The sequence below is a fragment of the Streptomyces sp. NPDC021224 genome (genome assembly GCF_044332905.1).
GTDB lineage: Bacteria > Actinomycetota > Actinomycetes > Streptomycetales > Streptomycetaceae > Actinacidiphila.
In genome coordinates this window covers 862446-884323 of sequence record NZ_JBIRPW010000001.1, presented here as the reverse complement: position 1 = coordinate 884323, position 21878 = coordinate 862446, and the positions used below count along the sequence as shown (strand labels likewise).

Annotated in this window: 21 protein-coding genes; 9 read left to right on the top strand and 12 right to left on the bottom strand. The window is 76.2% G+C overall.

Features of this window, described 5'->3' with window-relative positions:
* The first annotated feature begins 629 nt into the window (after nucleotides 1-629).
* The 3 genes from ACH4PY_RS03940 (at nucleotide 630) to ACH4PY_RS03930 (ending at nucleotide 3676) form a co-directional block, all read left to right on the top strand.
* Nucleotides 630-2303 carry a SpoIIE family protein phosphatase gene (locus ACH4PY_RS03940; protein ID WP_398175574.1) on the top strand — a complete coding sequence of 558 codons (1674 nt, stop codon included), beginning with the start codon at nucleotides 630-632 and terminating at the stop codon, nucleotides 2301-2303.
* A 254-nt stretch (nucleotides 2304-2557) separates the two neighbouring features.
* Complete coding sequence (locus ACH4PY_RS03935; protein ID WP_398175572.1) at nucleotides 2558-3055, top strand: DUF1992 domain-containing protein; 498 nt, start codon at nucleotides 2558-2560, stop codon at nucleotides 3053-3055.
* Nucleotides 3056-3067: 12 nt separating this feature from the next.
* Entirely contained in the window at nucleotides 3068-3676 is a 609-nt protein-coding gene (locus ACH4PY_RS03930) for a hypothetical protein (protein ID WP_398175570.1), read from the top strand.
* Nucleotides 3677-3683: 7 nt separating this feature from the next.
* Here ACH4PY_RS03930 and ACH4PY_RS03925 read toward each other — a convergent pair whose 3' ends face one another.
* Entirely contained in the window at nucleotides 3684-4721 is a 1038-nt protein-coding gene (locus tag ACH4PY_RS03925; protein WP_398175568.1) for a hypothetical protein, read from the bottom strand.
* A gap of 280 nt (nucleotides 4722-5001) precedes the next feature.
* Between ACH4PY_RS03925 and ACH4PY_RS03920 the strand changes: the two genes are divergently transcribed.
* From ACH4PY_RS03920 to ACH4PY_RS03905, 4 genes are all read left to right on the top strand, one after another.
* Entirely contained in the window at nucleotides 5002-5469 is a 468-nt protein-coding gene (locus ACH4PY_RS03920; RefSeq protein WP_398175566.1) for a CrcB family protein, read from the top strand.
* 65 nt (nucleotides 5470-5534) lie between these two features.
* On the top strand, nucleotides 5535-5879 hold the full coding sequence (locus tag ACH4PY_RS03915) for a DUF190 domain-containing protein (RefSeq protein WP_398176076.1): 345 nt from the start codon (nucleotides 5535-5537) through the stop codon (nucleotides 5877-5879).
* Nucleotides 5876-6250, top strand: a complete 375-nt coding sequence (gene crcB, locus ACH4PY_RS03910) for a fluoride efflux transporter CrcB (protein ID WP_398175564.1) — start codon at nucleotides 5876-5878, stop codon at nucleotides 6248-6250. Before ACH4PY_RS03915 ends, crcB begins: the two co-directional genes overlap by 4 nt.
* 41 nt (nucleotides 6251-6291) lie before the next feature.
* Nucleotides 6292-6564 carry a hypothetical protein gene (locus ACH4PY_RS03905; protein ID WP_398175562.1) on the top strand — a complete coding sequence of 91 codons (273 nt, stop codon included), beginning with the start codon at nucleotides 6292-6294 and terminating at the stop codon, nucleotides 6562-6564.
* Between the two features lie 167 nt (nucleotides 6565-6731).
* On the opposite strand, the gene ACH4PY_RS03900 is transcribed toward ACH4PY_RS03905, so the two are convergent.
* Nucleotides 6732-7235, bottom strand: coding sequence for a DUF5949 family protein (locus ACH4PY_RS03900; protein ID WP_398175560.1), 504 nt, complete (start codon nucleotides 7233-7235; stop codon nucleotides 6732-6734).
* Between the two features lie 183 nt (nucleotides 7236-7418).
* Between ACH4PY_RS03900 and ACH4PY_RS03895 the strand changes: the two genes are divergently transcribed.
* The gene (locus tag ACH4PY_RS03895; RefSeq protein WP_398175558.1) at nucleotides 7419-7739 is read left to right on the top strand and encodes a chaplin; all 321 of its coding nucleotides are present in this window, start codon (nucleotides 7419-7421) and stop codon (nucleotides 7737-7739) included.
* An 87-nt stretch (nucleotides 7740-7826) separates the two neighbouring features.
* On the opposite strand, the gene ACH4PY_RS03890 is transcribed toward ACH4PY_RS03895, so the two are convergent.
* A complete protein-coding gene (locus ACH4PY_RS03890) occupies nucleotides 7827-8693 on the bottom strand; it encodes a tyrosinase family protein (RefSeq protein WP_398175556.1) in 867 nt (288 codons plus the stop codon).
* Between the two features lie 32 nt (nucleotides 8694-8725).
* A complete protein-coding gene (locus ACH4PY_RS03885; RefSeq protein ID WP_398175554.1) occupies nucleotides 8726-9202 on the bottom strand; it encodes a tyrosinase family oxidase copper chaperone in 477 nt (158 codons plus the stop codon).
* Nucleotides 9203-9646: 444 nt separating this feature from the next.
* On the opposite strand from ACH4PY_RS03885, the gene ACH4PY_RS03880 reads away from it, so the two are divergent.
* Entirely contained in the window at nucleotides 9647-10930 is a 1284-nt protein-coding gene (locus tag ACH4PY_RS03880) for a glycosyl hydrolase family 26 (RefSeq protein WP_398175552.1), read from the top strand.
* A gap of 25 nt (nucleotides 10931-10955) precedes the next feature.
* Here ACH4PY_RS03880 and ACH4PY_RS03875 read toward each other — a convergent pair whose 3' ends face one another.
* From ACH4PY_RS03875 to ACH4PY_RS03840, 8 genes are all read right to left on the bottom strand, one after another.
* Nucleotides 10956-12179, bottom strand: a complete 1224-nt coding sequence (locus tag ACH4PY_RS03875) for a GNAT family N-acetyltransferase (RefSeq protein WP_398175550.1) — start codon at nucleotides 12177-12179, stop codon at nucleotides 10956-10958.
* Nucleotides 12176-12835, bottom strand: coding sequence for a lipopolysaccharide biosynthesis protein (locus tag ACH4PY_RS03870; protein WP_398175548.1), 660 nt, complete (start codon nucleotides 12833-12835; stop codon nucleotides 12176-12178). Before ACH4PY_RS03870 ends, ACH4PY_RS03875 begins: the two co-directional genes overlap by 4 nt.
* Nucleotides 12832-13983 carry a glycosyltransferase gene (locus tag ACH4PY_RS03865; RefSeq protein ID WP_398175546.1) on the bottom strand — a complete coding sequence of 384 codons (1152 nt, stop codon included), beginning with the start codon at nucleotides 13981-13983 and terminating at the stop codon, nucleotides 12832-12834. Before ACH4PY_RS03865 ends, ACH4PY_RS03870 begins: the two co-directional genes overlap by 4 nt.
* Before the next feature lie 204 nt (nucleotides 13984-14187).
* On the bottom strand, nucleotides 14188-14943 hold the full coding sequence (locus ACH4PY_RS03860) for a polysaccharide deacetylase family protein (protein ID WP_398175544.1): 756 nt from the start codon (nucleotides 14941-14943) through the stop codon (nucleotides 14188-14190).
* Nucleotides 14933-16399 (bottom strand): lipid II flippase MurJ, encoded by a 1467-nt coding sequence (locus ACH4PY_RS03855; protein WP_398175542.1) that lies wholly within the window; start codon nucleotides 16397-16399, stop codon nucleotides 14933-14935. The genes ACH4PY_RS03860 and ACH4PY_RS03855 overlap by 11 nt, the downstream gene beginning before the upstream one ends.
* Nucleotides 16400-16959: 560 nt before the next feature.
* Entirely contained in the window at nucleotides 16960-18333 is a 1374-nt protein-coding gene (locus tag ACH4PY_RS03850) for an O-antigen ligase family protein (protein WP_398175540.1), read from the bottom strand.
* 159 nt (nucleotides 18334-18492) lie between these two features.
* Nucleotides 18493-20145, bottom strand: coding sequence for a sugar transferase (locus ACH4PY_RS03845; protein ID WP_398175538.1), 1653 nt, complete (start codon nucleotides 20143-20145; stop codon nucleotides 18493-18495).
* A 320-nt stretch (nucleotides 20146-20465) separates the two neighbouring features.
* Nucleotides 20466-21752, bottom strand: a complete 1287-nt coding sequence (locus tag ACH4PY_RS03840) for a glycosyltransferase (protein ID WP_398175536.1) — start codon at nucleotides 21750-21752, stop codon at nucleotides 20466-20468.
* Nucleotides 21753-21878 lie beyond the last annotated feature (126 nt).

Sequence of the window (21878 nt, the reverse complement as noted above, 5' to 3'; positions counted from 1 at the left end):
CGTTTTTAGGGCTGCGCGTGCCGCGCCGGGGATCCGTTTTTAGGGGCGCGGGGAACTGCGCGGCAAGCCCCCACCGGGGTGCGGGTAGTCGACCGGCCGAAAGGGGCAGTTCGGTTCGCTCCGGACCACCGGCCGGTGGTGGGTTGCTCGCGCAGTTCCCCGCGCCCCTGGGGGTGCCCGGCGGGGCATCGCGCACCCGGTGCGTGGGTGGGTCGGGTGCCGCCACGGGGCACCTCCTCGGAATGCGCGTACGACCTCACCCGCACCCTCGACGGAGTCGATGCGCATTCCTGCGGGGGCACCCCGCACCGTCCCCCTCCAGGGGGCGTCGGCGGCCGTCCCGCCGGTGGGGGCAGAGAAGGGCTCGCCCGGCAGGGCAACCGCACCCCGCACCGTCCCCCTCCCGGCAGGAGAAGCGGCTGCCCGCCGGTGGGGGCGGAGAATGGCTCGCCCAGCGGGGCAACCGCGCCCGGCCGGGGGGCAAAAACTCGCTCACCCCCGGAGGGAAGCGCACGCTGGAGTGCAGGGCCGGCGGACGGGTGGAGGTGCGGGTGGGCGGGAGGGCAGGCGGAGCGGGCGCTCCGGAGGACGTCTCCCCGCCCGGAGCGGGTGTTCCGGGCGGGGAGTGGGTGCGTGCCGCCCTCCTGGAGGGCACCGCGGCGGGCGTGGCCGTGCTGGACACGGATCTGCGCTTCGTCTACGTCAACCCGGCGATGGCCCGCCTGAACGGCGTGGCGGCCGAGGCGCACCTGGGCCGTACGATCGCGGAGGTCGTGCCGGGTGTGGACGCGGGGCTCGGGACGTTGCGCCAGGTGCTGGCGGACGGCCGTACCCGGGAGCTGGTGTCGAGCGGGCAGACCCGCGCGGAGTCCCCGCACCGGCTGCGGGTGTGGCGTGGCAGCTACCACCGGCTGGAGGACCCGCAGGGCCGTGTGCACGGCCTGGGCATGGTGCTGCTGGAGGTGAGCGACGACCGCGAGGCGCGCGCGGAGCTGGAGCGGGCCCGGGAGCGGCTGCAGCTCATGGACACCGCGGCGGTGCGGATCGGCCGGACGCTGGAGGTGGACCGCACCTGCCAGGAGCTGTGCGATCTGCTCGTGGAGGTGATCGCGGACGTCGCGACGGTGGAGCTGCTGGCGATGGGCGGCACGGGCGGCCGCCGTCCGCCCGCGACGGGCACGCTGCGGCTGCGCCGCGCGGCGCTCGCGTCGGTGACGGGGCTGCGGGAGGCGGTGCAGCAGTTCGGGGTGCCCGGCGAGCACGTGGACTACCAGCCGGGTTCGGCCGTCCCGCGCTGTCTGGACGCCGGGCGCCCGCTCGCGTACAACGTGCCGGGCGACGCGGAGATGGGCCGGTCCGCGCCGAACACCGGCCGGGTGTCGGCGTACCGCGCGGCGGGCATCCACTCCGCGCTGGTGGTGCCGCTGGCGGCGCGCGGCGCGCAGCTGGGGACGGTGACGCTGGTGCGGGCGGGGTCGTCACCGGCGTTCGGCGAGGAGGACGTGGCGGTGGCGGTCGCGCTGGCCGACCGCGCGGCGATCAGCATGGACAACGCGCGCCGCTACAGCCGCGAGCACGGCATCGCGGTGGAGCTGCAGCGTGCGCTGCTGGCCACGCCGGGCGGGGGCGCGCAGCCGCAGCTGGACGTCGCGACGCGCTATCTGCCGTCGGGCGCGTCGGATCTGGTGGGCGGCGACTGGTACGACACGTTCGCGCTGCCCGGCGGTGTCACGCTGCTGGCCATGGGGGACGTGATGGGCCACGGTGTGGAGGCGGCGGTGGAGATGAGCCACTACCGCTCGCTGCTGCGGGTCGTCGCGGGGAACGGCGATCCGCCGGACGTCATCCTGGGCCGGATGGACGCGCTGCTCACGGCGGCGGGCACCGAGCGCCCGGCGACGTGCCTGCTGGCGCTGGCCGACCCGGAACACGGCTGCTGCCGCTTCGCCAACGCCGGCCACCTGCCGCCCGCGCTCGTCGATCCGCGCGGCCGGGTGCGGCTGCTGGAGGTGCCGCCGGGGCCGCCGCTGGGCGCGGACCTGGGCGGTACGTACGAGGGGGTGTACGTGCGCTGGCCCGCGGGCGACACCCTGCTGCTCTACACGGACGGCCTGGTCGAGCGGCGCGGCGAGGACATCGACGACTCCCTCGCCCGCCTGGCCGGCATGGTGCTGCCGCACGCCGCGGGCCCCCTGGACACCCTGCTGGCCCGCGTCGTGCAGCACCTGGCCCCGGAGGCCGCCGAGGACGACGTGGCGGTGCTCGCGGCCCGCGCCAGGCCGCTCGGGGCGGCACCGGGCTAGGGCCTGTCGTGTGGATCTCCGTGGAGGAAGGAGCGGGGTCCGGCGCTCCCCCAGAGCTTCGCCTGGGAGGTACCCCCAGCTGCAAGGCGGAGGAGGGAGGCAAAGCGGAGCTTTGTTGACCGACGACAACGCTGGGGGCCCCTCCCGCCGAAGGCAGGGGGAAGGTGTGCGTGCCGGGGCACGCGACGCCGCGGAGATCCACACGACAGGCCCTAACCTGGGGGGCAGCGGCGACGCACGGGGAGGAGTGCGCGATGACGGAACGCAAGCCGCCCGGGGTCTCCTGGGAGACGTGGGCCGACAAGCAGATCCAGGACGCCGAGCGGCGCGGGGATTTCGCGGGTCTGGACGGGGCGGGCAAGCCGCTGCCGTCGCTGGACGAGCCGTACGACCCGATGTGGTGGGTGCGGCGCAAGATGCAGGCCGAGGGGCTGTCCGCGCTGCCGCCGTCGCTGGTGCTGCGCAAGCGGGCGGAGGACGCGGAGGCGGCGGCCGCGGCCGCGCCGACGGAGGCGGTGGCGCGGCGGATCGTGGAGGCGGTCAACGAGGAGCTGCGGGAGGCGCTGCGGCGCCCGCCGCAGGGCCCGCCGCTGATGCGCGGGCTCTTCGACGTCGAGCAGGTCGCCGCCGACTGGCGCGCGGCGCACCCGGAGCCGGAACCGAAGCCGAAGTCCGCGGAGCCGGAGGCGGAGCCGCGGGAGGTCCCCGCGAAGGGTTTCCGGCGACTGTTTCGCCGGACGCGTCCGGCCTGATAGAGAGGGGCGGTGCGCTTCGAATCCGTCCCCGTGCCGCCCGCCGTCGATGCCCGTCCGCGGGATTCCCGGGGCTATCCGGTCCCGGCGATCACTCCGTGGGAGGGCGATCAGCCGCAGTTCGCGCTCACCGACTACGAGCGCAGCGCGAGGTGCGCGCGGGAGCGGCTGTGCTCGGTGTGCGACCGGCTGATGCCGCGCGGCCCGGTGTGGCGGGTGGTGGGCGCGTCGGAGTGCGCGGCGATGGGTGAGGCGTTCGCGGCCGGGCGGCCGTACCGGAACATGGCGCCGACGCTGGAGGGCCCCGGGCACCGGGCGTGCATGCTGTACGCCTCGATGGTCTGCCCCTACCTGGCCCGGCCCAACGCCCGCCGCCGTACGGGCGCCGACTCCCCCGACGACATGACGGACCATGTGGTCAGGGGCGCGGTGCGGGGTGCGACGGGTGCGGTGGTCGGGTTCGCCGACTACGAGTTCGCGATCACGCCGTCGAAGGTGGTCTTCCGCTTCCTCGACATCGTGGAGTTCCTGCCGCACGAGGTGTCCGACACGCATCTGGACGAGCTGCGGGCCGAACTGGCGGCCAGGGCCGCCGAGGTCTCCGGCGGGGTGGACGGCTGACCGGGCGTCACGCGCGGTACGCTGGCAGCCCGGTGTAGTCGGAGACCTTGACGGGCGCGGCCGAGCCGTCGGCCGGAAGCGTCACGATGCCCGCGGGGGTGCGGGCCGCGACGGTCTTTCCGTCGGGCGAGAAGGCCGGCTCGGTGTAGTCGGTCGTGGCGTTCGGGGTCAGGTCCTTGAAGACCGGACCGTTGTCCCCGGGCGTCTCGCGGAAGAGGTGGTCGTGGCCGCCGACCGAGCGCACGAAGACGAAGCCCTCGTCGTCGCCGGGGGCGGGCGCGGGCTCCGAGCCGGGGGCGATCGCGGCGCCCTGCTGCCGCAGGTAGTCGTCGCGGACGTAGACCTTGCCGTCGTCGGTGTTGGCGTAGACGGCCGCGCCGAACTTGCCGGCGGCGTTGGGCCAGACGTTGCCGGTCTGCGGCAGCGGTTTGACGTTCTCGCCGGACTCGTTGCCGAGGCTGAGGACGTGCGGGGTGCCGTTGTGCGCGGTGGCGGCGACACCGTAGAGGCGGGAGACCCCGCCCTTGCGGCCCGCGAAGAAGATGTTGTTCAGCTTCGGGAGCTGGTTGGTGGTGTCCGCGGCACGCACCTGCCAGGTGGGGTGCGACCAGTTCTCGTTGCCGGGGTTCTTGGCGACGATCGTGCGGTTGCTGCCGTCGGGGGCGCTGACGACGAGGTCGCCGTCACCGTCCACGAAGGCGGCCTTCGTGCCGTCGGGCGACCAGGCGAGGTCGCGGACGACGGTGCCGAAGTCGACGCGGGTGCCGTTCATGACGACGAAGCGCGAGCCGTTGCTGATGGTCAGGCCGTTCTTGGCGGTGCCGTTGAGCTTGGCGGGCTGCACCTTGCCGTCCGAGCCCTGGGAGGGCTCGGTGGAGCCGCCGTCGCCGGTGCCGATGGCGGTGCTGGTGGCCGACGGGTTCGGGTCGTCGGTGCCGGTGGCGTCCTCCGGGCCGCAGCCGGTGAGGACGAGGCCGAGCCCCGCGGTGACGCTCGCGACGACGGCGACGGCGGCGGCGCGGCGGTTTCTGGAACGTACGGACATGGCTGTATTCCCCCATGGACATGATGCGGTCGTACGCCGATCGCGTTGCCGCGGCGGCGCTGCGGTCATCCTGGCAGGCACAACGTCCCTGGCCTGTGCGCCCGTTGTCACGTGCGTGCAACGGTGTCGCCGACCGCGGCCGGGCGCCCTTCCGGGCCGTCGCACCGACCGCTCCCCGAACGCGCCGCGAGCCGTTCCGCGGTTTCGCGCCCGTGGTGCGGAGCGGCCGCGCACTACGCTGACCACCGGGGCCCGGCACGGCACGAGAGGACGCCCGCGCATGCAGCAGCCGCAGCCGCCCCACCCGTCTCCGGCGCGGCGCGGGGTGCCCGGTCTGATGCACGACCAGTGGCCCGTGGTGGGCGTCGTCGCGGCCGGCGGCGCGGCGGGCGCAGGCGCGCGGTACGGCGCCGCGCTGCTGTGGCCGCAGCGCGCGGGCACCTTCCCGTGGACGACGTTCGGGGTGAACGTCACGGGCTGCGCGGTCATCGGCGCGTTCATGGTGGTCATCACCGAGGTCTGGGCCGCGCACCGGCTGGTCCGGCCGTTCTTCGGCACAGGTGTGCTGGGCGGCTACACCACCTTCTCGACGTACGCCGTGGAGTCCCGGCGGCTCGTCGACGCGCACCAGGCGGCGACGGCGGCCGCGTACACCGCCGCGACCCTGGCCGCCGCGCTCGGCGCGGTGTGGGCCTCGGCGTGGGCGACCCGCGGCATGCTGGCCCTGCGGGCACGATGGCATCCGTGACCCCTGACACGAATTCCGGCACCGGCACCGGCACCGGCGGCGCAGCGACGGACGGGGAGCGGCGGCTGTCCGGCGCCGCGCTGCGGCTGACCGTCCTGCTCGGCGAGAGCGACCGGTGGCACCACAAGCCCGTCTACACCGAGATCGTGCACCGCGCCCGCCGTGCGGGCCTGGCGGGCGCGAGCGTCTTCCACGGCATCGAGGGCTTCGGCGCGTCCTCCCTGATCCACACCTCGCGGCTGCTGTCGCTCAGCGAGGACCTGCCGGTGGCGGTGATCGTCGTCGACACCGAGGAGCGCGTACGTGCCTTCCTCCCCGAGCTGGACGGCCTGGTGGAGAAGGGCATGGTCGTGCTGGACGCGTGCGAGGTCGTCCGGCACAGCGCCCGGCCGGGGAACGCGACGGCGTGAACTGGCTGCTCGTCGTCGCGGGCGCGGCGGTCGGCGCCCCCGTGCGCTACCTCACCGACCGGGCGGTGCAGTCCCGGCACGACTCGGTCTTCCCGTGGGGCACCTTCGTCGTCAACATGTGCGGCTGCCTCGTCCTCGGCACCCTGACCGGCGCCGCGGCGGTGGGCGCCGCCTCCTCGCACGTGCAGCTGCTGCTCGGCACGGGGCTTTGCGGGGCGCTCACGACGTACTCGACCTTCTCCTACGAGACGCTGCGCCTGGCCGAGGGCGGCGCCAAGGCGTACGCGGCGGGGAACGCGCTGCTCAGCGTGGCCGTCGGGCTGGCCATGGCCTCCGCCGGGGTGACGCTGGGCACCCGCGTGTGGGGGTGAGGCGGCGTGCCCTCGGGGGGCGGTGGGTCGTTGGACGGACCATGAACGTACGCCGATTCCTCAGCAAGGCGGCGGCAGGCTCGGTCCTGCTCGCCGCAGCCACGTCCGCGACCGCCGCCACCACCGCGTCGGCCCAGGCCGCCGACCTCGGCAGCACCCTCAGCGGCACCGCCGTCACCGCCCAGACGGTGGGCCAGCAGGCCGCCGGAGGGCTGGTCGCGCAGTCCGGCGTGGCCAAGAAGGTGGGCGCCGTGAAGAAGGCCGTCCAGGCCGGCACGGACGCCGTCAACGCGGGCAACGAGCTGGTCAACTAGCGGCGCCCGCCCCTCGCCCGGCCCGCGGCGCACCGGCCCCCTCCCGGCCGGGGCCCGCGGGCCGTTCCCGTCCCGGGGCGCTGCGGGCCGTTCCCGTCGTGGTGCCACCGGTCGTCGTACGGACGACCGGTGGCCTTGTGGCGTGCGCGGCAGGACGGGGCGGAGCGTCAGGACGTGAGCGACCCGACCGGGACGAAGCAGTGGGCGGCGGTCGTCAGCGCCGTCTCGTCGGCGAGGAAGGCCTTGAGGTCGTCCTCGGTGACCTGGCGGCCCGGCACGGCCTGCGGCCAGGGGCGGCTGGCGAGGATCACGTACACCGTGCCGCGGCCGCGCGCCGCGGCCGTCCACTCCTCCGGCACCGCGCACGCGACGTGCAGGTGGGGCATCGTCAGGACCGCCTTGCCGCCCTCGACCAGCAGCTTGACGGGCGCCCTGGGCGTCTGCGCCACGTCGAGGATCGCGCCGCCGACCGGCAGCCCCGCCTCCTCCGCGACGGCGAGCGCGGCCGCCTCCGAGCCCGCGGGGCCCTCGACCCCGTCACCGAGGGTGTAGGCCATCAGAAAGGCCATGTCGCGGCCGTCCTGGTGATTCTCTCCGGACCACGGGATCACCATGAAGGTGCCCAGCCGGCTCAGCAATGACGCGTCGGACGCGGAAGTGGTCTGGCTCATGGGCCGGACCCTAACGGCCGGGGGCGCCGGACCGGGGCGCTTGTCACTCCAACGGCGTAATCCGATAACGAATCACCGGTTCAGCTCAACCTGCGTGACTATTGCTGATCCGTTCCCGTTGCCCACTGCGTCAAAGCCGCAGCTTATTGCGGCCGCTCTTTCATCTCAGTCAGGGAGATCTCGATGTCGCGTATCGCAAAGGCCGCGGCCGTCACCGCCGCCGCGGGCGCCGTTCTGGCCGCCGGCGCGGGGATTGCCGCCGCCGACGCCGGCGCCGCGGGCGCTGCGGTCAATTCCCCGGGCGTGCTGTCCGGCAACCTCGTCCAGGTGCCGGTCCACGTGCCGGTCAACGTGTGCGGCAACACCATCAACGTGATCGGCCTGCTGAACCCGGCGTTCGGCAACCAGTGCGCCAACACCTCCTCGGGCACGGCCGTCCCGACCCCCGTCACCAACCCCACCCCCATCGGCGAGCCCACCCCGGGCGACGACGACAACTGGTAGACCGCGCACTTCCCGTACGCACGAACGGGCCTCCCCGCACCGCACGGCGCAGGGAGGCCGTTTCGCGTCCTGCCGCGGGGGCCGCGGCTACTCCTCGTACCGGTAGTACGGCCGGTGGTCGAACATCTCCGACGGCTTCACGTTCCACGGCGGCATCGGCTCGTCGGCGCTGATCACCCGGCCGCTCTCCGGGTCGTTCCCGGCCAGCGGCTTCACCGGCAGATAGCCGGACTTCGGGTGCTGCCGCTGCCAGCGCACCCAGATGAGGTCGATGAAGGCGTGGTGCAGCCAGAAGACCGGGTCGTTGGGCGAGGCCGCGCCGATCATGTGCCCGCCGACCCACTGGTGCACGCGGTTGTGCAGGTAGCCGCCCTTGGTCTCGCTGACCGTCCAGCCCTCGATCTTGTTGCGGAAACCCTGCGTGCCGGGCGCCGAGTTCCACGGTGCGGTGTCGTAGGTGCCGAGCGCGAGCGCCCCGTCCAGCTCGGCCTTGGTGGGCAGCGCGATCGGCCGGTCGGGGCGCCCCATGTTGCGCGTGAGGTACTTCTCGTCGGTCACCCCGAAGGTGATCGGCCACCTGCCCCCGCTGTACGCGAACGGGCCGGTCATCACCTGGCCGTCGCTGTCGCGCCCGTTGCCGCCCATGAAGTCCGCCGCCCACAGCGCGGACGTCTCCTTGTCGTCGACCGTCCAGTCCCAGTAGGGCACGGTGACAGTCGGGTCGATCAGCTGGAGGTCGCGCTCGAAGTACAGCACGAACTGCCGGTGCCAGGGGAAGAACGTCGGTGCCATGTGCGCCACCCGCAGACCGCTCTCGCCGTCCGAGGCGAAGTACTGCGCGTGCGTGCGGACGTACTTCTCGTAGCGGCCGGACCGCTTGAGTTCGAGGACGGCCTCGACGAAGCGGGTGCGCTGGCTGCTGGTCAGATTGCGCTGGTTCTTGCGGGTGTTCACCGGTGGCGCCCCGATCGGTGGTGGTACGCGGGTCAGTGGTGGTGCAGCTGCGCGAAGGCCGCGGACAGCTTCGCCCGGCCGATGACGTCGACCGCCGCCCGCGCGGTGGCCAGCGGCGTCGTGTAGGGCTGGTAGTGGTTGGCGGTGCTGATCCAACTGCCGTCGACCCGGCGCATGAGCGGCAGCGCCTCCCCGTCGACGGTGACGGCCACGCCGTCCTCGCCGGTGTCGGCGACGCCCCGGATCCGGCGGCCGCGGTAGACCTCGTCGAAGAGCGCGGGCCGCACCTCGATGTCGCCGCCGCTGCCGTCGGTGCCCGCGGGCCCGCCGACCGCGACCGCTCCGGCCGGGCCCGTCGGCTGACCGGCCGTCAGCATCGGCCGCAGCGCGGCGACGGTGCCCGCCACGGCGGCCGCGGACGTCACGCCGGACGTGATCACCCGTCGGCGGGTGACGGCGGTGCGCGCGGGTTTCCGGCGGCCTTCCCGTGCTGCGTCGGACTCGCTCACGACCGACTCCTCTCGTCCGTTCTCATCGGGGCCCATCGGGTCTTGTGCGGTGGCGTCCGGCGGCGTCCGGCGTCGACCGGTCTCGTTCGGTCCTGTCCGGTGGCGTCCGGTGACGTCTGAACTCATGCGCTCTCCGTCCGTTCGTGACCGGTCGGCTGCCGGGCCATCATGCAGACACGGTGGCGCAGAATTGCGGATTATCGGTTTATGCGGGCCGGAAGTTCATCCGGGCGAGTGATGCGGCGGCCGGATTCGCACGCGTATGCCATGGGCATATTGACGATACGTCGGCAATCACTGCCAGGGGGCGAGGGGAAATGCGGACCACGGAACTGACCGCGCGTTTGGGCTACTCCGCGACATCGGATTATCGGTCATACGTTATGACTTGCCGGAAGGGGAACACTCATCCCGTCGTTTCCGACGAGCGAGGAGTGACGGACCATGGCCGACCGGCACCGGTGGATCACGGGAGCGGGGGCGGGAGTCGCCACGGCGACGCTGCTGGCGGGCCTGGCGGCGGGCGCGTTCGGCTCAGCGGCCGCGGGCGGAAGCGGGGACGGGGGTGGCTCCGCGCGGGCCCGCGCGACCGGCCGGTCCGCGACCCTGTCCTTCCCCTACCTCGGGGCCTTCACCGACTCCGGTGCCGAGGGCGTCGCGAATCTGGCGGGCCTGCAGAAGTGGCTCGGCGGCACCCCGGTCCGGGTCGGCCACACCTATCTGCCCGGCGGCACATGGGACGACATCGAGGGCCCCCAGGAACTGCTCCAGCCCTGGGCCGACTGGCGGCGGGCCGCCGCGGACCGGATGTTCGTGCTCAACGTGCCGATGCAGGCGGGCAACGAGGAGCGCACCTCGGACGCCCAGGTCCGCAGCCTGCTGCGGCAGGGCGCGAACGGCGCCTTCGACCCGCACTTCGCCCTCCTCGCCGAGCATCTGGTCGAACTGGGCGTGCCGGACACGGTGATCGTCCTCGGCTGGGAGATGAACGGGACGACCTACGCCCACCGCTGCGGCCCCGACCCACAGGGCTGGCGGGCGTACTGGCGGCGGATCGTCGCGGCGATGCGCGCGGTGCCCGGCCAGAAGTTCCGCTTCGACTTCGCGCCCAGCCGCGGCACGGACGCCGTCCCGTGGACGGAGTGCTACCCCGGTGACGACACCGTGGACGTCATCGGCATGGACTCCTACGACCAGCCGCCCGGCGAGACCTTCGACCACCAGGTCAGCGAGCCGTACGGCCTCCAGGCCCAGGTGGACTTCGCGGCGCAGCACGGCAAGGCCGTCTCCTACCCGGAGTGGGGCCTGTTCCAGAACGGCGACGACACCTCGTACGTCGAACAGATGCTGCGGTGGATGAGCGACCACCATGCGCTCTACCAGACCATCACCGACTACTGCCCGCACGGTGTGTGGCAGTGCACGGCCAACCCGCTGTCGTCGAAGGTCTTCCGGGAACTGCTGTCCGCGCCCGCGCCAACGCCAACGCCCGCGAGCGGTACGTCCTCGCCGCCGTCGCCGGGTACGGGGGCGGGGGTGGGCACTTCTGGGCCGGTGCCGGACGCGCCGGGCACGCCGGGTATGCCTGCGCGGGCGACGGCTTCGACACCGCCGGGTAAGGCCGCGGGGCCGTCCGGTTCGCCGACCGTGTCTCCGTCGGCCGCGTCTCCGTCGAAGGTGCCGGGCGCCGCTGCCGTGCCGAGCCCGTCCGGGGCGGCGCGAGGGTGAGGAGGCGCGGGCGGGCCCGGTGAGGTCAGGTCCGGGGGCGAAGGCGGGCGAGCAGACCGTGCAGGCGGGCCCGCCAGGTGCGCAGGACGGGCAGCCGGGCGGCCGCCGCGCGAGCCAGCCGCCTGCGGGCGAGGGCAAGCGCGTAGCGGGCGTGCAGCGCGGGGCCGAGCGGGCGGCTCGCGAGCATCAGCCGCTCGTTGCCGACGTGTTCGGGCCGCCAGTGGAATTTGTGCGGCTCGGCGCCCCGCAGCAGGCTCAGCACCGGCCGTCCCGCGCCCGCCGCGTGCCGCACGCCGTGCCGCATCAGCAGCGTCGTGACATCGACCTTGGTGCCGCGCAGCGCCGGATCGGCGCCGTAGAGGTAGCCGCCGGCCAGGGCGGGGGAAAGCACGGTGAGGTTCGCGGCCACGACACGGCCGCCGAGGTGGAATTCGGCGACCGCCGCCTCACCCGCCGCCACCATCGCCGTCGCCGCGCGGGTCAGGTGCGCGGCGAAACGCGGCCGGAGGTGCTCCGGCGTCACCCCGCGGCCTTGCCACTGCGCCCGGTGCAGCCGCAGCATGCCCGCCACGGCGTCAGGCACCTCGTGCGGCGCGGCCTCGCGCACCGTGACCCCGGCGGCGTCCAGCCTGCGCAGGTTCGCGCGGATGCGCTGCCCGCGCGAGCTGCCCACGCGCGCGATCAGCTCGTCCATCGGCAGCCCCGGGAGTTCCAGGCACACCGACCCGGCGGTACGCCGCTTCGGACCGCGCCACGCGTCGTACACCGCGAAGGCCGCCGACCCCGGCCGCACTTCCCGCAGGTCGACGACCGCCCCGCGCGCCACCGCGCGGATCCCCCCGGCGAGCGCGCGGGCCACCGCGTCCGGTGCCGTCCCGGCCACAGCGTCCGCGGCGACCAGCACGTCCACGTAGTCCGTGATCCCCCCGCCGAGCGCCACCACGACCGGCTCCGGCCGGTACGTCCGCATCAGCGGCGCCGCTCCCACCAGCACCCCCGCGCTGCGCACCAGCACCACCCGCAGCCGGTCGCGGCGCCGCCCGTAGGCCAGCCACCACGAGTGCAGCCACCCGTGCCCCTGGAACCCCGTCACCCCGGGGCACCGCCCCCACAGCTCGCCCCACTCCCCCGCGAGCCCCGCGAACTCCGCGCCCTCCCGGCACACGCTGACCACGAGCGGCGCCCCGGCCGCTGCTGCGGCGTCGGGCGCGGCCCGCAAGGGAGCAGACGGCGGCACCTCGGCGGTCACGCGGTTTCCCGGACGGACGGCGCGGGCGCGGGGACGGGAGCGGCCCCTTCGGCGGGGCCGACCGGCTCTGCGGGCTCGGCGGGCGGGGGGCCGGCCGGTGCCGGGGTGCGGCGCAAGGCCGGGCGGACCAGCAGCGCGAGGGCGCCGAGCAGGCCGCCCGCACTCCCGCCGACCGCCGCCGACAGGCCCGCGGACGGCGAGGACGGCGCGGCGGGCGCGGCGGCCGGGGCGAAGAGCAGCAGACTCACGCCCGTCCCGGCGGTGTCCCGGTTGCCGGTCGCGGCAAGGGACTTGGCCACCGCGTTGGCGTAACGCGCCGCCGTCGCCCCGCTCGACGCGGTACCGGTCACCGAGATCATCGGCGCGTCGGGGGAGGTCTGGGAGTCGATGTGCCCGCGCAGCCGCTGCGCGGGCGTACCGGCCTCGGCCTGCGCGCCCGCGAGCACGGCGGTGCCGGTCACCACCCGGCCGTACGCCTGCGCGAACCCCAGCGCGGTCGGCGCGTCGGCGTGCTGCGACACGACCATCACATAGCTGGTCGCGGCATATTGCGGGGTCGCGGCAATGCCCCAGCCCAGACCCGCGAGCATGCCGAATCCGACGCCCAGCGGCAGCGCGGCCCACCGCGCCGACCTCGGGAGTGCGAGTGCCCTCATACAGGAGCTGCTTTCTTCCGGGCGGACCCGAGCGCCACGGCGTACAACGCCAGGACCCGGTCCGCGGTGTTGGCGATGTGGTAGTGCGCGACCGCCGCGGGCACGGCCAGCCGCACCGGCCCCGCCCGGCGCTGCCGTCCGATCGCCGCGGCGATCTCCTCCGCCGAGCCGCCCGTGCGGCTCGCGCCGGGCGCGTCCTGCGGGGGCAGGTCCTCGATCGCCGGGCAGGCCGCGTACAGCACCGGCAGCCCCGCCGCGAGCGCCTCCACCGCCGCGAGCCCGAAGGCCTCCTCCGCGCTCGGCGACACGAAGAGGTCGGCGGCGGCCAGCACGCCGGGCACGTCACCGTTCCCGGAGCTGTCCCCGCGCCCGTCCCCGGTGCCGCCGACGATCCTGACCCGGTCCGCGGCCCCCGCCTCCGCGGCGAGCCGCAGCACCCGGGAGCGCTCCGGCCCCGTCCCCGCCAGCAGCAGATACGTGCCCGGGACCGCGGCCACCGCCCGTACCAGCAGGTCGAACCGCTTGCCCGGCACAAGGCGGCCCACCCCCGCGACGACATAGGCCGCCCGGTCCAGCCCGAGAGCCCGGCGGGCCGCCTCCCGCACGGCGGGGTCGAAGCGGAAGCGGTCCGGGTCGATGCCGTTGGGTACGACATGGATGCGCTGCTCCGGCACGCCCCAGGCGCGCAGCCGCTCCCCGACCGTCGCGGACACGGCGACCGTCCCTGTGCCCAGACGTTCCGTCACGCGGTACAGCGCCCGGGTGCCCGCGCTCAGCGGACGTCCCTCGATCTGCGAATCCCCCAGCGAGTGCTCGGTCGCCACCACCGCCCGCACCCCCGCCAGACGTGCGGCGATCCGCCCGTACACGCACGCCCGGTACAGATGTGTGTGGACGAGGTCGAAGCCGCCCGCCCGGATCAGCCGCGTCAGCCGCGGCAGCGCGGCAAGATCGCGGTTGCCCCGCATCCCCAGGTCCGTGACCCGGACCCCGTCCGCCCTGATCCCCTCGGCCACGGCCCCGGCGTTCGTCAGCGCGACGACCTCCGCCTCCACGCCCCCCGCCGCCGTCATGTGCCGCACCAGCAGCCTGAGCTGCTGCTCGGCCCCGCCCACCCCGAGTCCGGTGATGACATGCAGCACCCTCATCCCCGTGCCCCCGCCGGGAAGCCCGCAGGCCCGCAGTGCGCCTCGGCGGGAGCAGGCGCGTGCCCTGCCGGGCGCGTCAGGGGCGCGGGGAACCGCGTGCCAGGCCGGAACGGACCGGCACATCGCCACGCCGCAGCAAGTGGCGCCCCCTCCGCAGCCGCCCCAGGCGCGAGGCCGGGCCCCCTTCCCCGCACCCCGCAGAACCTACGCACCGGACCCCACCCCCCGGCGCAGCGCGGAGCGGGCCGCGGGCAGGCGGTGGAGGAGGCCCTTCGCCAGGAGCCGCCCGGCGTGGTCGCGTTCACCGACGTAGGCGCGCGGCAGGGCGTACGGCCCGGCGGCGAGCCCCGCGGGCGGCGTCACCGCGCACGCGTACGCGTACCCGGCGGCCCGCACCGCCGCCACCGCCCGCGCGTCGACGGCCCCGTACGGGTAGCAGAAGCCCGCGGGGGCCTCCCCGGTGAGCGGTGCGAGCATCCGCCTGCTCGCGGCGGCCTCGGCGGCGAGGTCGGCGTCCTCGCACACGGTGAGGTCGCGATGGAGCAGCCCGTGCGAGCCGACCTCCATCCCGGCCCGCACGGCGGCGCGGATCCCGTCGGCGTCCAGCAGCGCCCGGCGCGGCCCCTGCGCGTCCCACACGTTGTCGCCACCGAGCCGGCCGGGCAGCACGAAGACGGTGGCCCGGTGCCCGTACGCCCGCAGCAGCGGCACCGCGCCGGTGAGGAAGTCCGCGTAGCCGTCGTCGAAGGTGAGCCCGACCAGGCCCCGCCCGCGGCCCTCCGCGCGGGCGCGCAGCAGTTCGCCGACGCCGACGCCGGTGAGCCCGGCCCGCCGCAGCCAGCCGAGGTGCGCGGCGAGCCGCCGCGGACTCACGGTGACGCGGTAGGGGTCCGGGCCGCCCTCGGCGACGGAGTGGTACATCAGCACCCACGGTGCCGGTGCTGCGGCGTCAGACGGCATGGCTCAGGCTCCTCAGGGGCGCGCCGACCGCGGCGGCCGCGGCGGCGAAAGCGAGCGGAACGGTCAGGCAGCAGACCCCCGCACCGGCCACGGCCGGTCCGGGCAGCAGCCGCGCGGTGCACCACCCGGCACCCGCGGCCACGGCGGCGGCGAGCGCGTACCGGGCCACGACCGCCGCGAGCGGGCCCACCCGGACGGGCACCGCCCGCGCGGGCAGCCCGCGCAGCAGCAGCACGGCGGTCACGCTGATCCCCGCGGCATTCCCCGCGGCGATCCCGTACGCGCCCCAGGCCCCCACGGCGGCCGCGTCCGCGCCGAGCGTGACGGCGAGACCCGCGGCCATCGCCGCGACGGGGAACCACGTGGCCCGCGCCGCGGAGAAGTACGGGCGGACGAGCGCGCCGACGAGGCTCTGGCCGAGCAGCCCGAGCGCGTAGACGCGCATGACGGCCGCGGTCGCGGCGGTGTCCGCGGCGCCGAACGCGCCGCGCTGGAAGAGCGCTCCGACGATCTGCGGCGCGCACGCCACGACGTACGCCGTACCGAGCAGGACGACGACGCAGGCGAGCGCGAGGTCGCGCTCCACGCGCCGCCGCGCCGCCTCCCGGTCCCCGGCGGCGAGCGCGCGGGCGACGACGGGGAAGGTCACGGTGCAGACCATGAGCGAGAGCGTCATCGGCAGTTGCGCGACCTTCTGCGCGTAGTTCAGGTGCGAGATGGCCCCGGCGGGCAGCCCGGCCGCGAAGTACCGCTCGACGAGCACCTGCGCCTGCCGGCTCACCGCGAAGACGACCACGGGCACGACCAGCCCCACCGCGAGCCCACCGCCGCCCTTGCCCCGCACGCAGCGGTACGGCCTCCGGGCCTCGGCCCCCGCGCGCCCCTGCCGCACCACCCGCAGGAACGGCGGCAGTTGCACCAGCACCATCAGCGCGCCGCCCACCGCGACACCCAGCGCCGCGGCCTGGACGCCGAACGGGCGGTGGAGCACCAGCAGGGTGGCGACGATGCCCACGTTGTAGGCCACGTAGATCGCCGCGGGCGGCAGGAAGCGGTGGTGGGCGCGCAGCGCGGCACTGAGGTAGCCCGCCAGGCCGAAGGCGAGCACGGTGGTGGCGGTCAGCCGGGTGCACGCGGCGGCGAGCGCCGGATCGGGCAGCCCCGGGGCCAGGACACGGACGACGAGCGGCGCCGCTGCGCAGAGTCCGGCCGTGACGGCGGCGAGCAGCGCGGCGAGCCGCGGCAATGTGCCGCGGATGAGCACAGACGTGCCGCCCCTGGCGATCGCCGCACTGAAGGCGGGCACGAGCAGCAGCGCCATCGCGTCCTCGATGAGCACGGTCGCGGCCAGTTCCGGCACGGTCCAGGCGACGAGGAAGGCGTCGCTGCCCGCCCCCGCCCCGAAGTACCGCGCGACAGCCTGGTCCCGCACCAGCCCGAGCACCGACCCGCCCACACTGAGCCCCGCGGTGAGCCCCGCAGCCCGCGCCACGAACCCCCGCCCGGCGCCCCGGGGCCCCGCTCCCGGCCCCCCGGCACCCCGCGGGACGAGCAACGGCCCGGACGCGTCCGCTGCCCCCGGACCACCACCGCCCGACACACCGTCACCCCGCACCCCCGGCGACGCCTTCCCCGCAGGCTCCCGCGAACCAGGACCCAACACGGCGCGCGTCGGCCCGGACGGGCCCGGCGCCACGGTCCCTGGACCACCACCGCTCGACCGACCGTCACCCCGCACCCCGGGCGACGCCTTCCCCGCAGGTTCCGCCCCACCGGCACCCCGCACGCCGGACGACGGCCCGGACGGGGCCAATGCCGATGCCGCGGCCCCACCCGCTTCGTCCGGAGCCGCAGTGCGGCTCACGGCGGCCCGTACGGCGGCCTCCACCGCGTCGGCGGGCCCCGCCGTGGGTGGTGGGACGGCGGCCGTGCCCGCGGGCGTCCTGGCGTCGCGCAGGCGGCTCAGGGCCCGCGCCCGGGCGGCGGCGAGGGCGGCGGCGGGCCGCAGCGGGGCGTTCACCGTTCGGGCCCGGCGGAATTGGCGGGGTCGGCGGAGTCGGCGTGCAGGGCCCACCAGGCCGCGAGGCCGAGCAGGAGGGCGGTCGCGGCGGTGGAGGGGCCGCCGATGTCGGCGTAGCCGAAGTCCGTGCACTGCCACAGCAGCAGTCCCATCGCGCCGAGCCCGGCGCCGCGGGCCGCCGCGGGCGCGGTGCGCAGTCGGCGCAGGCCGAGGACGAGCAGCGCCGCCCAGCCGCCCGCCAGCAGGGTGCAGCCGAGCAGGCCCTGCTCGCTCAGGACGAGCAGGTACATGTTGTGCGGGGAGAGCAGGGGTTCGCGCGCGAAGCCCTGCCCCGCGCCGCCGGTGTCGCTCGCCGAGGAGAGGCCGAGGGCCGCGTGCCCGTCGCGTTCGGCGGGGAAGCGCTTGAGGCCGACGCCGGTCAGCGGGTGCTCGCGCCACATGTCGAGCGCGGCGGACCAGAGGGTGTAGCGGTCGCTGACGGAGGAGTCGGGCGCGGCGGTGACCTCCGTGATGCTGGCGGCCCGCGCGCCGATCACCTGAGACCCGGCGCCGAATCCGCCGACCAGGACGACGCCCGCCGCCACGACGGCCAGGAGCCCGGCGAGGGCGCGCAGCACCTGCCGCCGACCGGCGAGCGGGACCAGCACGGCGCAGGCGACCGCCGTCGCGATCCACGTGCCGCGGCTGAAGGACACCGCGAGCGGTACGGCGAGGAGCGCGGCGCAGCACATCGCCGCGGGCCGCAGCCGTCGCGGGGCGCCGGGCGGCGGCGGGGCGAGGGCGTAGCCGAGGGCGATGACGAGGCCGTAGGCGACGACCGTGGCCATCCCCATGACGTCGGAGGGCCCGAAGGTGCCGACCGCGCGGATGTCCCGGCCCATGTACGAGGCGCCGTGCGCCGTGGCGTACTGCCACGTGCCGACCGCACCCTGCACAAGGGCGAGCAGGACGACAGCCCCGGCGACGACCGCGAAGTCCCGCCGGTCGCGCAGCAGCACGACCACGGCCGCGGGCACGGCGACGAAGACCTGCACGTAACGCAGGAATCCGGTGGCCCCCGCGCCCGGGTCGAGCGACGTCACAGCGGCGACGGCGAACCCCACCAGCGGCGCGCCGAGCACGGCCGCGGCGGCGGCCGTCAACGGCCGGGCCCGCTCCCGCAGACACCGCACCGCGGCGGTCAGGACGAGGACGGCGGAGGCGGCGTCGGCGGGCGTCACCTTGCCGGACGCGCTCACGTTCCCCGCGGACGCCGGCAGGGCCAGCAGCAGCACGGTGGCCAGCGCGGGCAGGAGCGGGGCGTAGCGGCGCAGCAGAGGTGCGACCCGCCCGGCGGCGGAGGGCAGGCCGACGGCGGCGGTGAGCGTCACGGCACCTCACCTCCCCCCGCGCAGGCGGACGAGGGCGCGGGCAGGCGCAGGCCGCCGGTCACCGCACGGCGGCGCAGTATGCCGAGCCCGCGCCATATGCCGCGCGCGGGCCGTGCGCGGCCCGCGCGACGGGAGCAGAAGCGTCATGTCCACGGCCCGTCAGCTCCCCGCGTGGCGGAACACCGTGACGGCGGTGCGCAGCAGGATCGTCACGTCCTGCCAGAGCGTCCAGCTGTCGATGTAGTGGTTGTCGAGCCGCGCCCGGTCGGCGATGGAGGTGTCGCCGCGCAGTCCGTGCACCTGTGCGAGCCCGGTGATGCCCGCGGGCATCCGGTGCCGGTCGGCGTACCCGGGCAGGGTCCGGCTGAACTGCGCCACATAGTGCGGGCGTTCCGGGCGCGGCCCGACGAGGCTCATGTCGCCGCGCAGGACGTTCCACAGCTGGGGCAGCTCGTCGAGGGAGGTACGGCGCAGGAGCCGGCCCGCGCGGCTCATCCGCCGGTCGCCCGCGACGCTCCACAGCGTCGCCGACTCGCGCTCGTCGGCGGGGCGCAGGGTGCGGAACTTGAGCAGGGTGAAGGGCCGCCCGTGCAGCCCGATGCGCTCCTGCCGGAAGATCACGCCGGGGCCGTCCGCGAGCCGTACGGCCAGCGCGCACACGCCGAACACCGGTGCCAGGCACAGCAGCGCGGCGGCGGCGAGGGCCGCGTCCAGTGCCCGTTTGGCGCCCCGCGCGGTCCGGGCGGCGGTCGGCGGGTACGGGTCGAGCCGGTGGCACGCGTACCCCCACAGGTGCCCGCGGGCGGACCGCCCGCGCCCGTACGGCAGGGCACCCTCCGCGCCTTCGACCCGCCACAGCACGCACCCTTGTGCGGCCAGCAGCCGCACCGTGGCAATGGTGCGGGCGTCGGGCACCGCGGTGCCGGTCACGACCGCGTGCCGCACGGCGTTCTGCACCACCGCCCGCGTCACCTCGCCCGGGGACGGCAGCACGGGCAGGACCGGCGGCGGCAGATGCGGCGCCTGCTGCACGGGTACGGCGACAGGTACGGACGCGGGCGCCGCGGACAAGGCCGCGGACGGCTCGGACTCCTGCGGGGCGGGCCGCACCGGTACCGGCGCGGCGAGGCCCACCGGGCGCATCCCGTACTCGGGCCGCGCGTGCAGGACCGCGGCGATACGCCCCGCCGAAGCCGCGTCCGCCGCGACGACCAGCGTCGAGGCGGGCCTCCTGCGGGCCGCGAGGCGCCGCGCGCCGTACACCGCGGCCCGCAGCGCACCCGCCACCGTGACGGTCACGCACACGGCCGCGAGCAGCGCCGCCCAGCCGGGCGTCCCGGGCGCCGCGACCGCGGCGAACAGACCCCAGGCCAGCGCCGTACGCGCGGCGATCCCGGGCAGTTCGGCGAAGGCCCCGGGCGCGAAGGCCGGACGGTAGTGCCCGGCCCGCTGCTGGGCCACCAGCAGGCACCCGGTGACGACCCCGCAGGCCAGCGCCGCCCGTGGCGGCAGGACGGCCAGCACGCCCGTGAGGGCCCCGGCGCAGTCCGCTGCGGCCAGCACCATCCCGACGCGCTCCCGCGCCGCCTGACGCCGCGACAGCCCCGCCGCACGCGGTACGGGCCCGCCGCCGTGCTCGTCGTGCGGACGGGCCCCGGCGGACGCGTACGTCCCGTCCTCCGCACCGGCCCGCCCGTGCTCCCGCCCGGCGCCGACGGCCGCCACGCCCCCGTCCTCCGCGGCACCACCCACGTCGTACGCCCCGGACAGCCCCGCCCCGGCACCGGCCTGCGGAAGCACCCCCTCGGCCACCGCACCCTCCGGCCGCGAAAACACTCCCGGCGCACCGCCGCCCCACGCTTCACCCGCGTCCGGGCCACGGGAAGCGCCCGCCCCCGCACCCGTCCCCGCTCCCGAGAACACCCCCGCGACTTCGCCGTCCGCGGCCGCACCGGCTTCCGGGCCCGCCCCCGCCGCGCCCGCAGTCTGCGGCGTCTCCGCCGCGGGACCGGGCCGGGCTGCGGCCGTGTCGGCGGGCTCCGCGTCCGGGGGGAGGCGCAGGCGGGCGGCGGGGACCGGGCTGCCCTCTTCGGCGCCGGGCCCGGCCGGGGGAGCGGGTACGGATTCCGGGGTCACCGCGGCAGCCGCCGCGGGCGGACGGGGAGCGGGAGCACGTCCTGGTAGAGGGCGGCGACGTCCGCCGCGGCGCGGGCCGCGTCGTGGTGGGCGCGGGCGTGCGCGAGGGCCCGCAATGACGCCGCCGTGCGCAGCGGCCGGTCCGCGAGCAGCCGCAGCAGCGCGGCCGCCAGCGCGACGGGGTCGCCGACCGGGACGACACAGGTGTCCGCGTCCTGCGGGTGCAGGGTCTCGCGGGCGCCGCTGACGTCGGTGGTGACCACCGGGCGCCCGCAGGCCATCGCCTCCAGCGGGGCCAGCGCCATGCCCTCCCAACGGGAGGGCAGCACCACCACGTCGGCGGCCTGGTACCACGGCAGGGTGTCGCGGGCGGCGCCCGCGAGCAGCACACCGGGCGGCGCGCCCGCGAGCAGCCGCTGCCGCTCGGGCCCGTCGCCGACGAGCACGAGCCGCGCCTCGGGCACCGCGGCGGCGACCGCGGGCCACGCCCGCAGCAGCACGTCCTGGCCCTTCTGCGGGCACAGCCGTCCGACGCACACGACGAGCGGCGTGCCGGGCCCGGCGTCCGACAGCGCGGGCAGCGCGGCCCGGACGGCGGCCGGTTCGGCGGCGGGGGTGAAGCGGGCGAGGTCGACGCCGTTGCGCACGACCGCCCAGCGGGCCCGTACGCCCGCGGCGAGGCCCGCGCGGCGTTCGGCGTCGCTGACGCACAGGACGCGGTCCGCCCAGCGCGCGGCGTACCGCTCCCAGGCGCGCGCGGCACGCGCGGTGGGTCCGCCGACCGCGTCGAAGGACCAGGCGTGCGGCTGGAAGACGGTGGGAAGGGTGCCGCGGACGGCGAGCCGGCCCGCCAGCCCGGCCTTGGCGCTGTGCAGATGCACCAGGTCGGGCCGCGCCTCCCGCACCACGCGCGCAGCGGCCGCGGTCTCACGGGCCAGCCAGGGGCCGGGTGCGCGCCGGGCGTCCCAGCGCACGACGCGCGCGCCCGCGCACGACGCGGCGGCGGCGAGCGGGTCGGGCCCGAGCGACACAGGTCCGTACGCGGAGGCGGGGCCGGGAGCGGGCCCGACGGGGCCACCGGAGCCGCCCCCGGCCGTACCGTCCGCGGCGCGCCCCGGGTACGGGACGGGTCCGTCCGGGGCCGGGCAGCCGACGACGACACGGGCTCCCGCCCGCACCTGCGCGCGGACCAGGTCGACGACGACGCGGGCCACCCCGCCCTCGACGGGCTGCGCCAGGTGCAGCACCGTCAGACCGGCGAGTCCGTCGTGATGTTGCGGCATCGCGCGCCGTTCTCCCTCTACGAGCCCGTCAAACCCCGCCACTCGGTCCCGCGGGCCACCGCACGGCCCGCGCGCTCCTCCGGTCTCCCGTGCGTTCTCCCACGCATGCCGGAACCGGTCACGCCG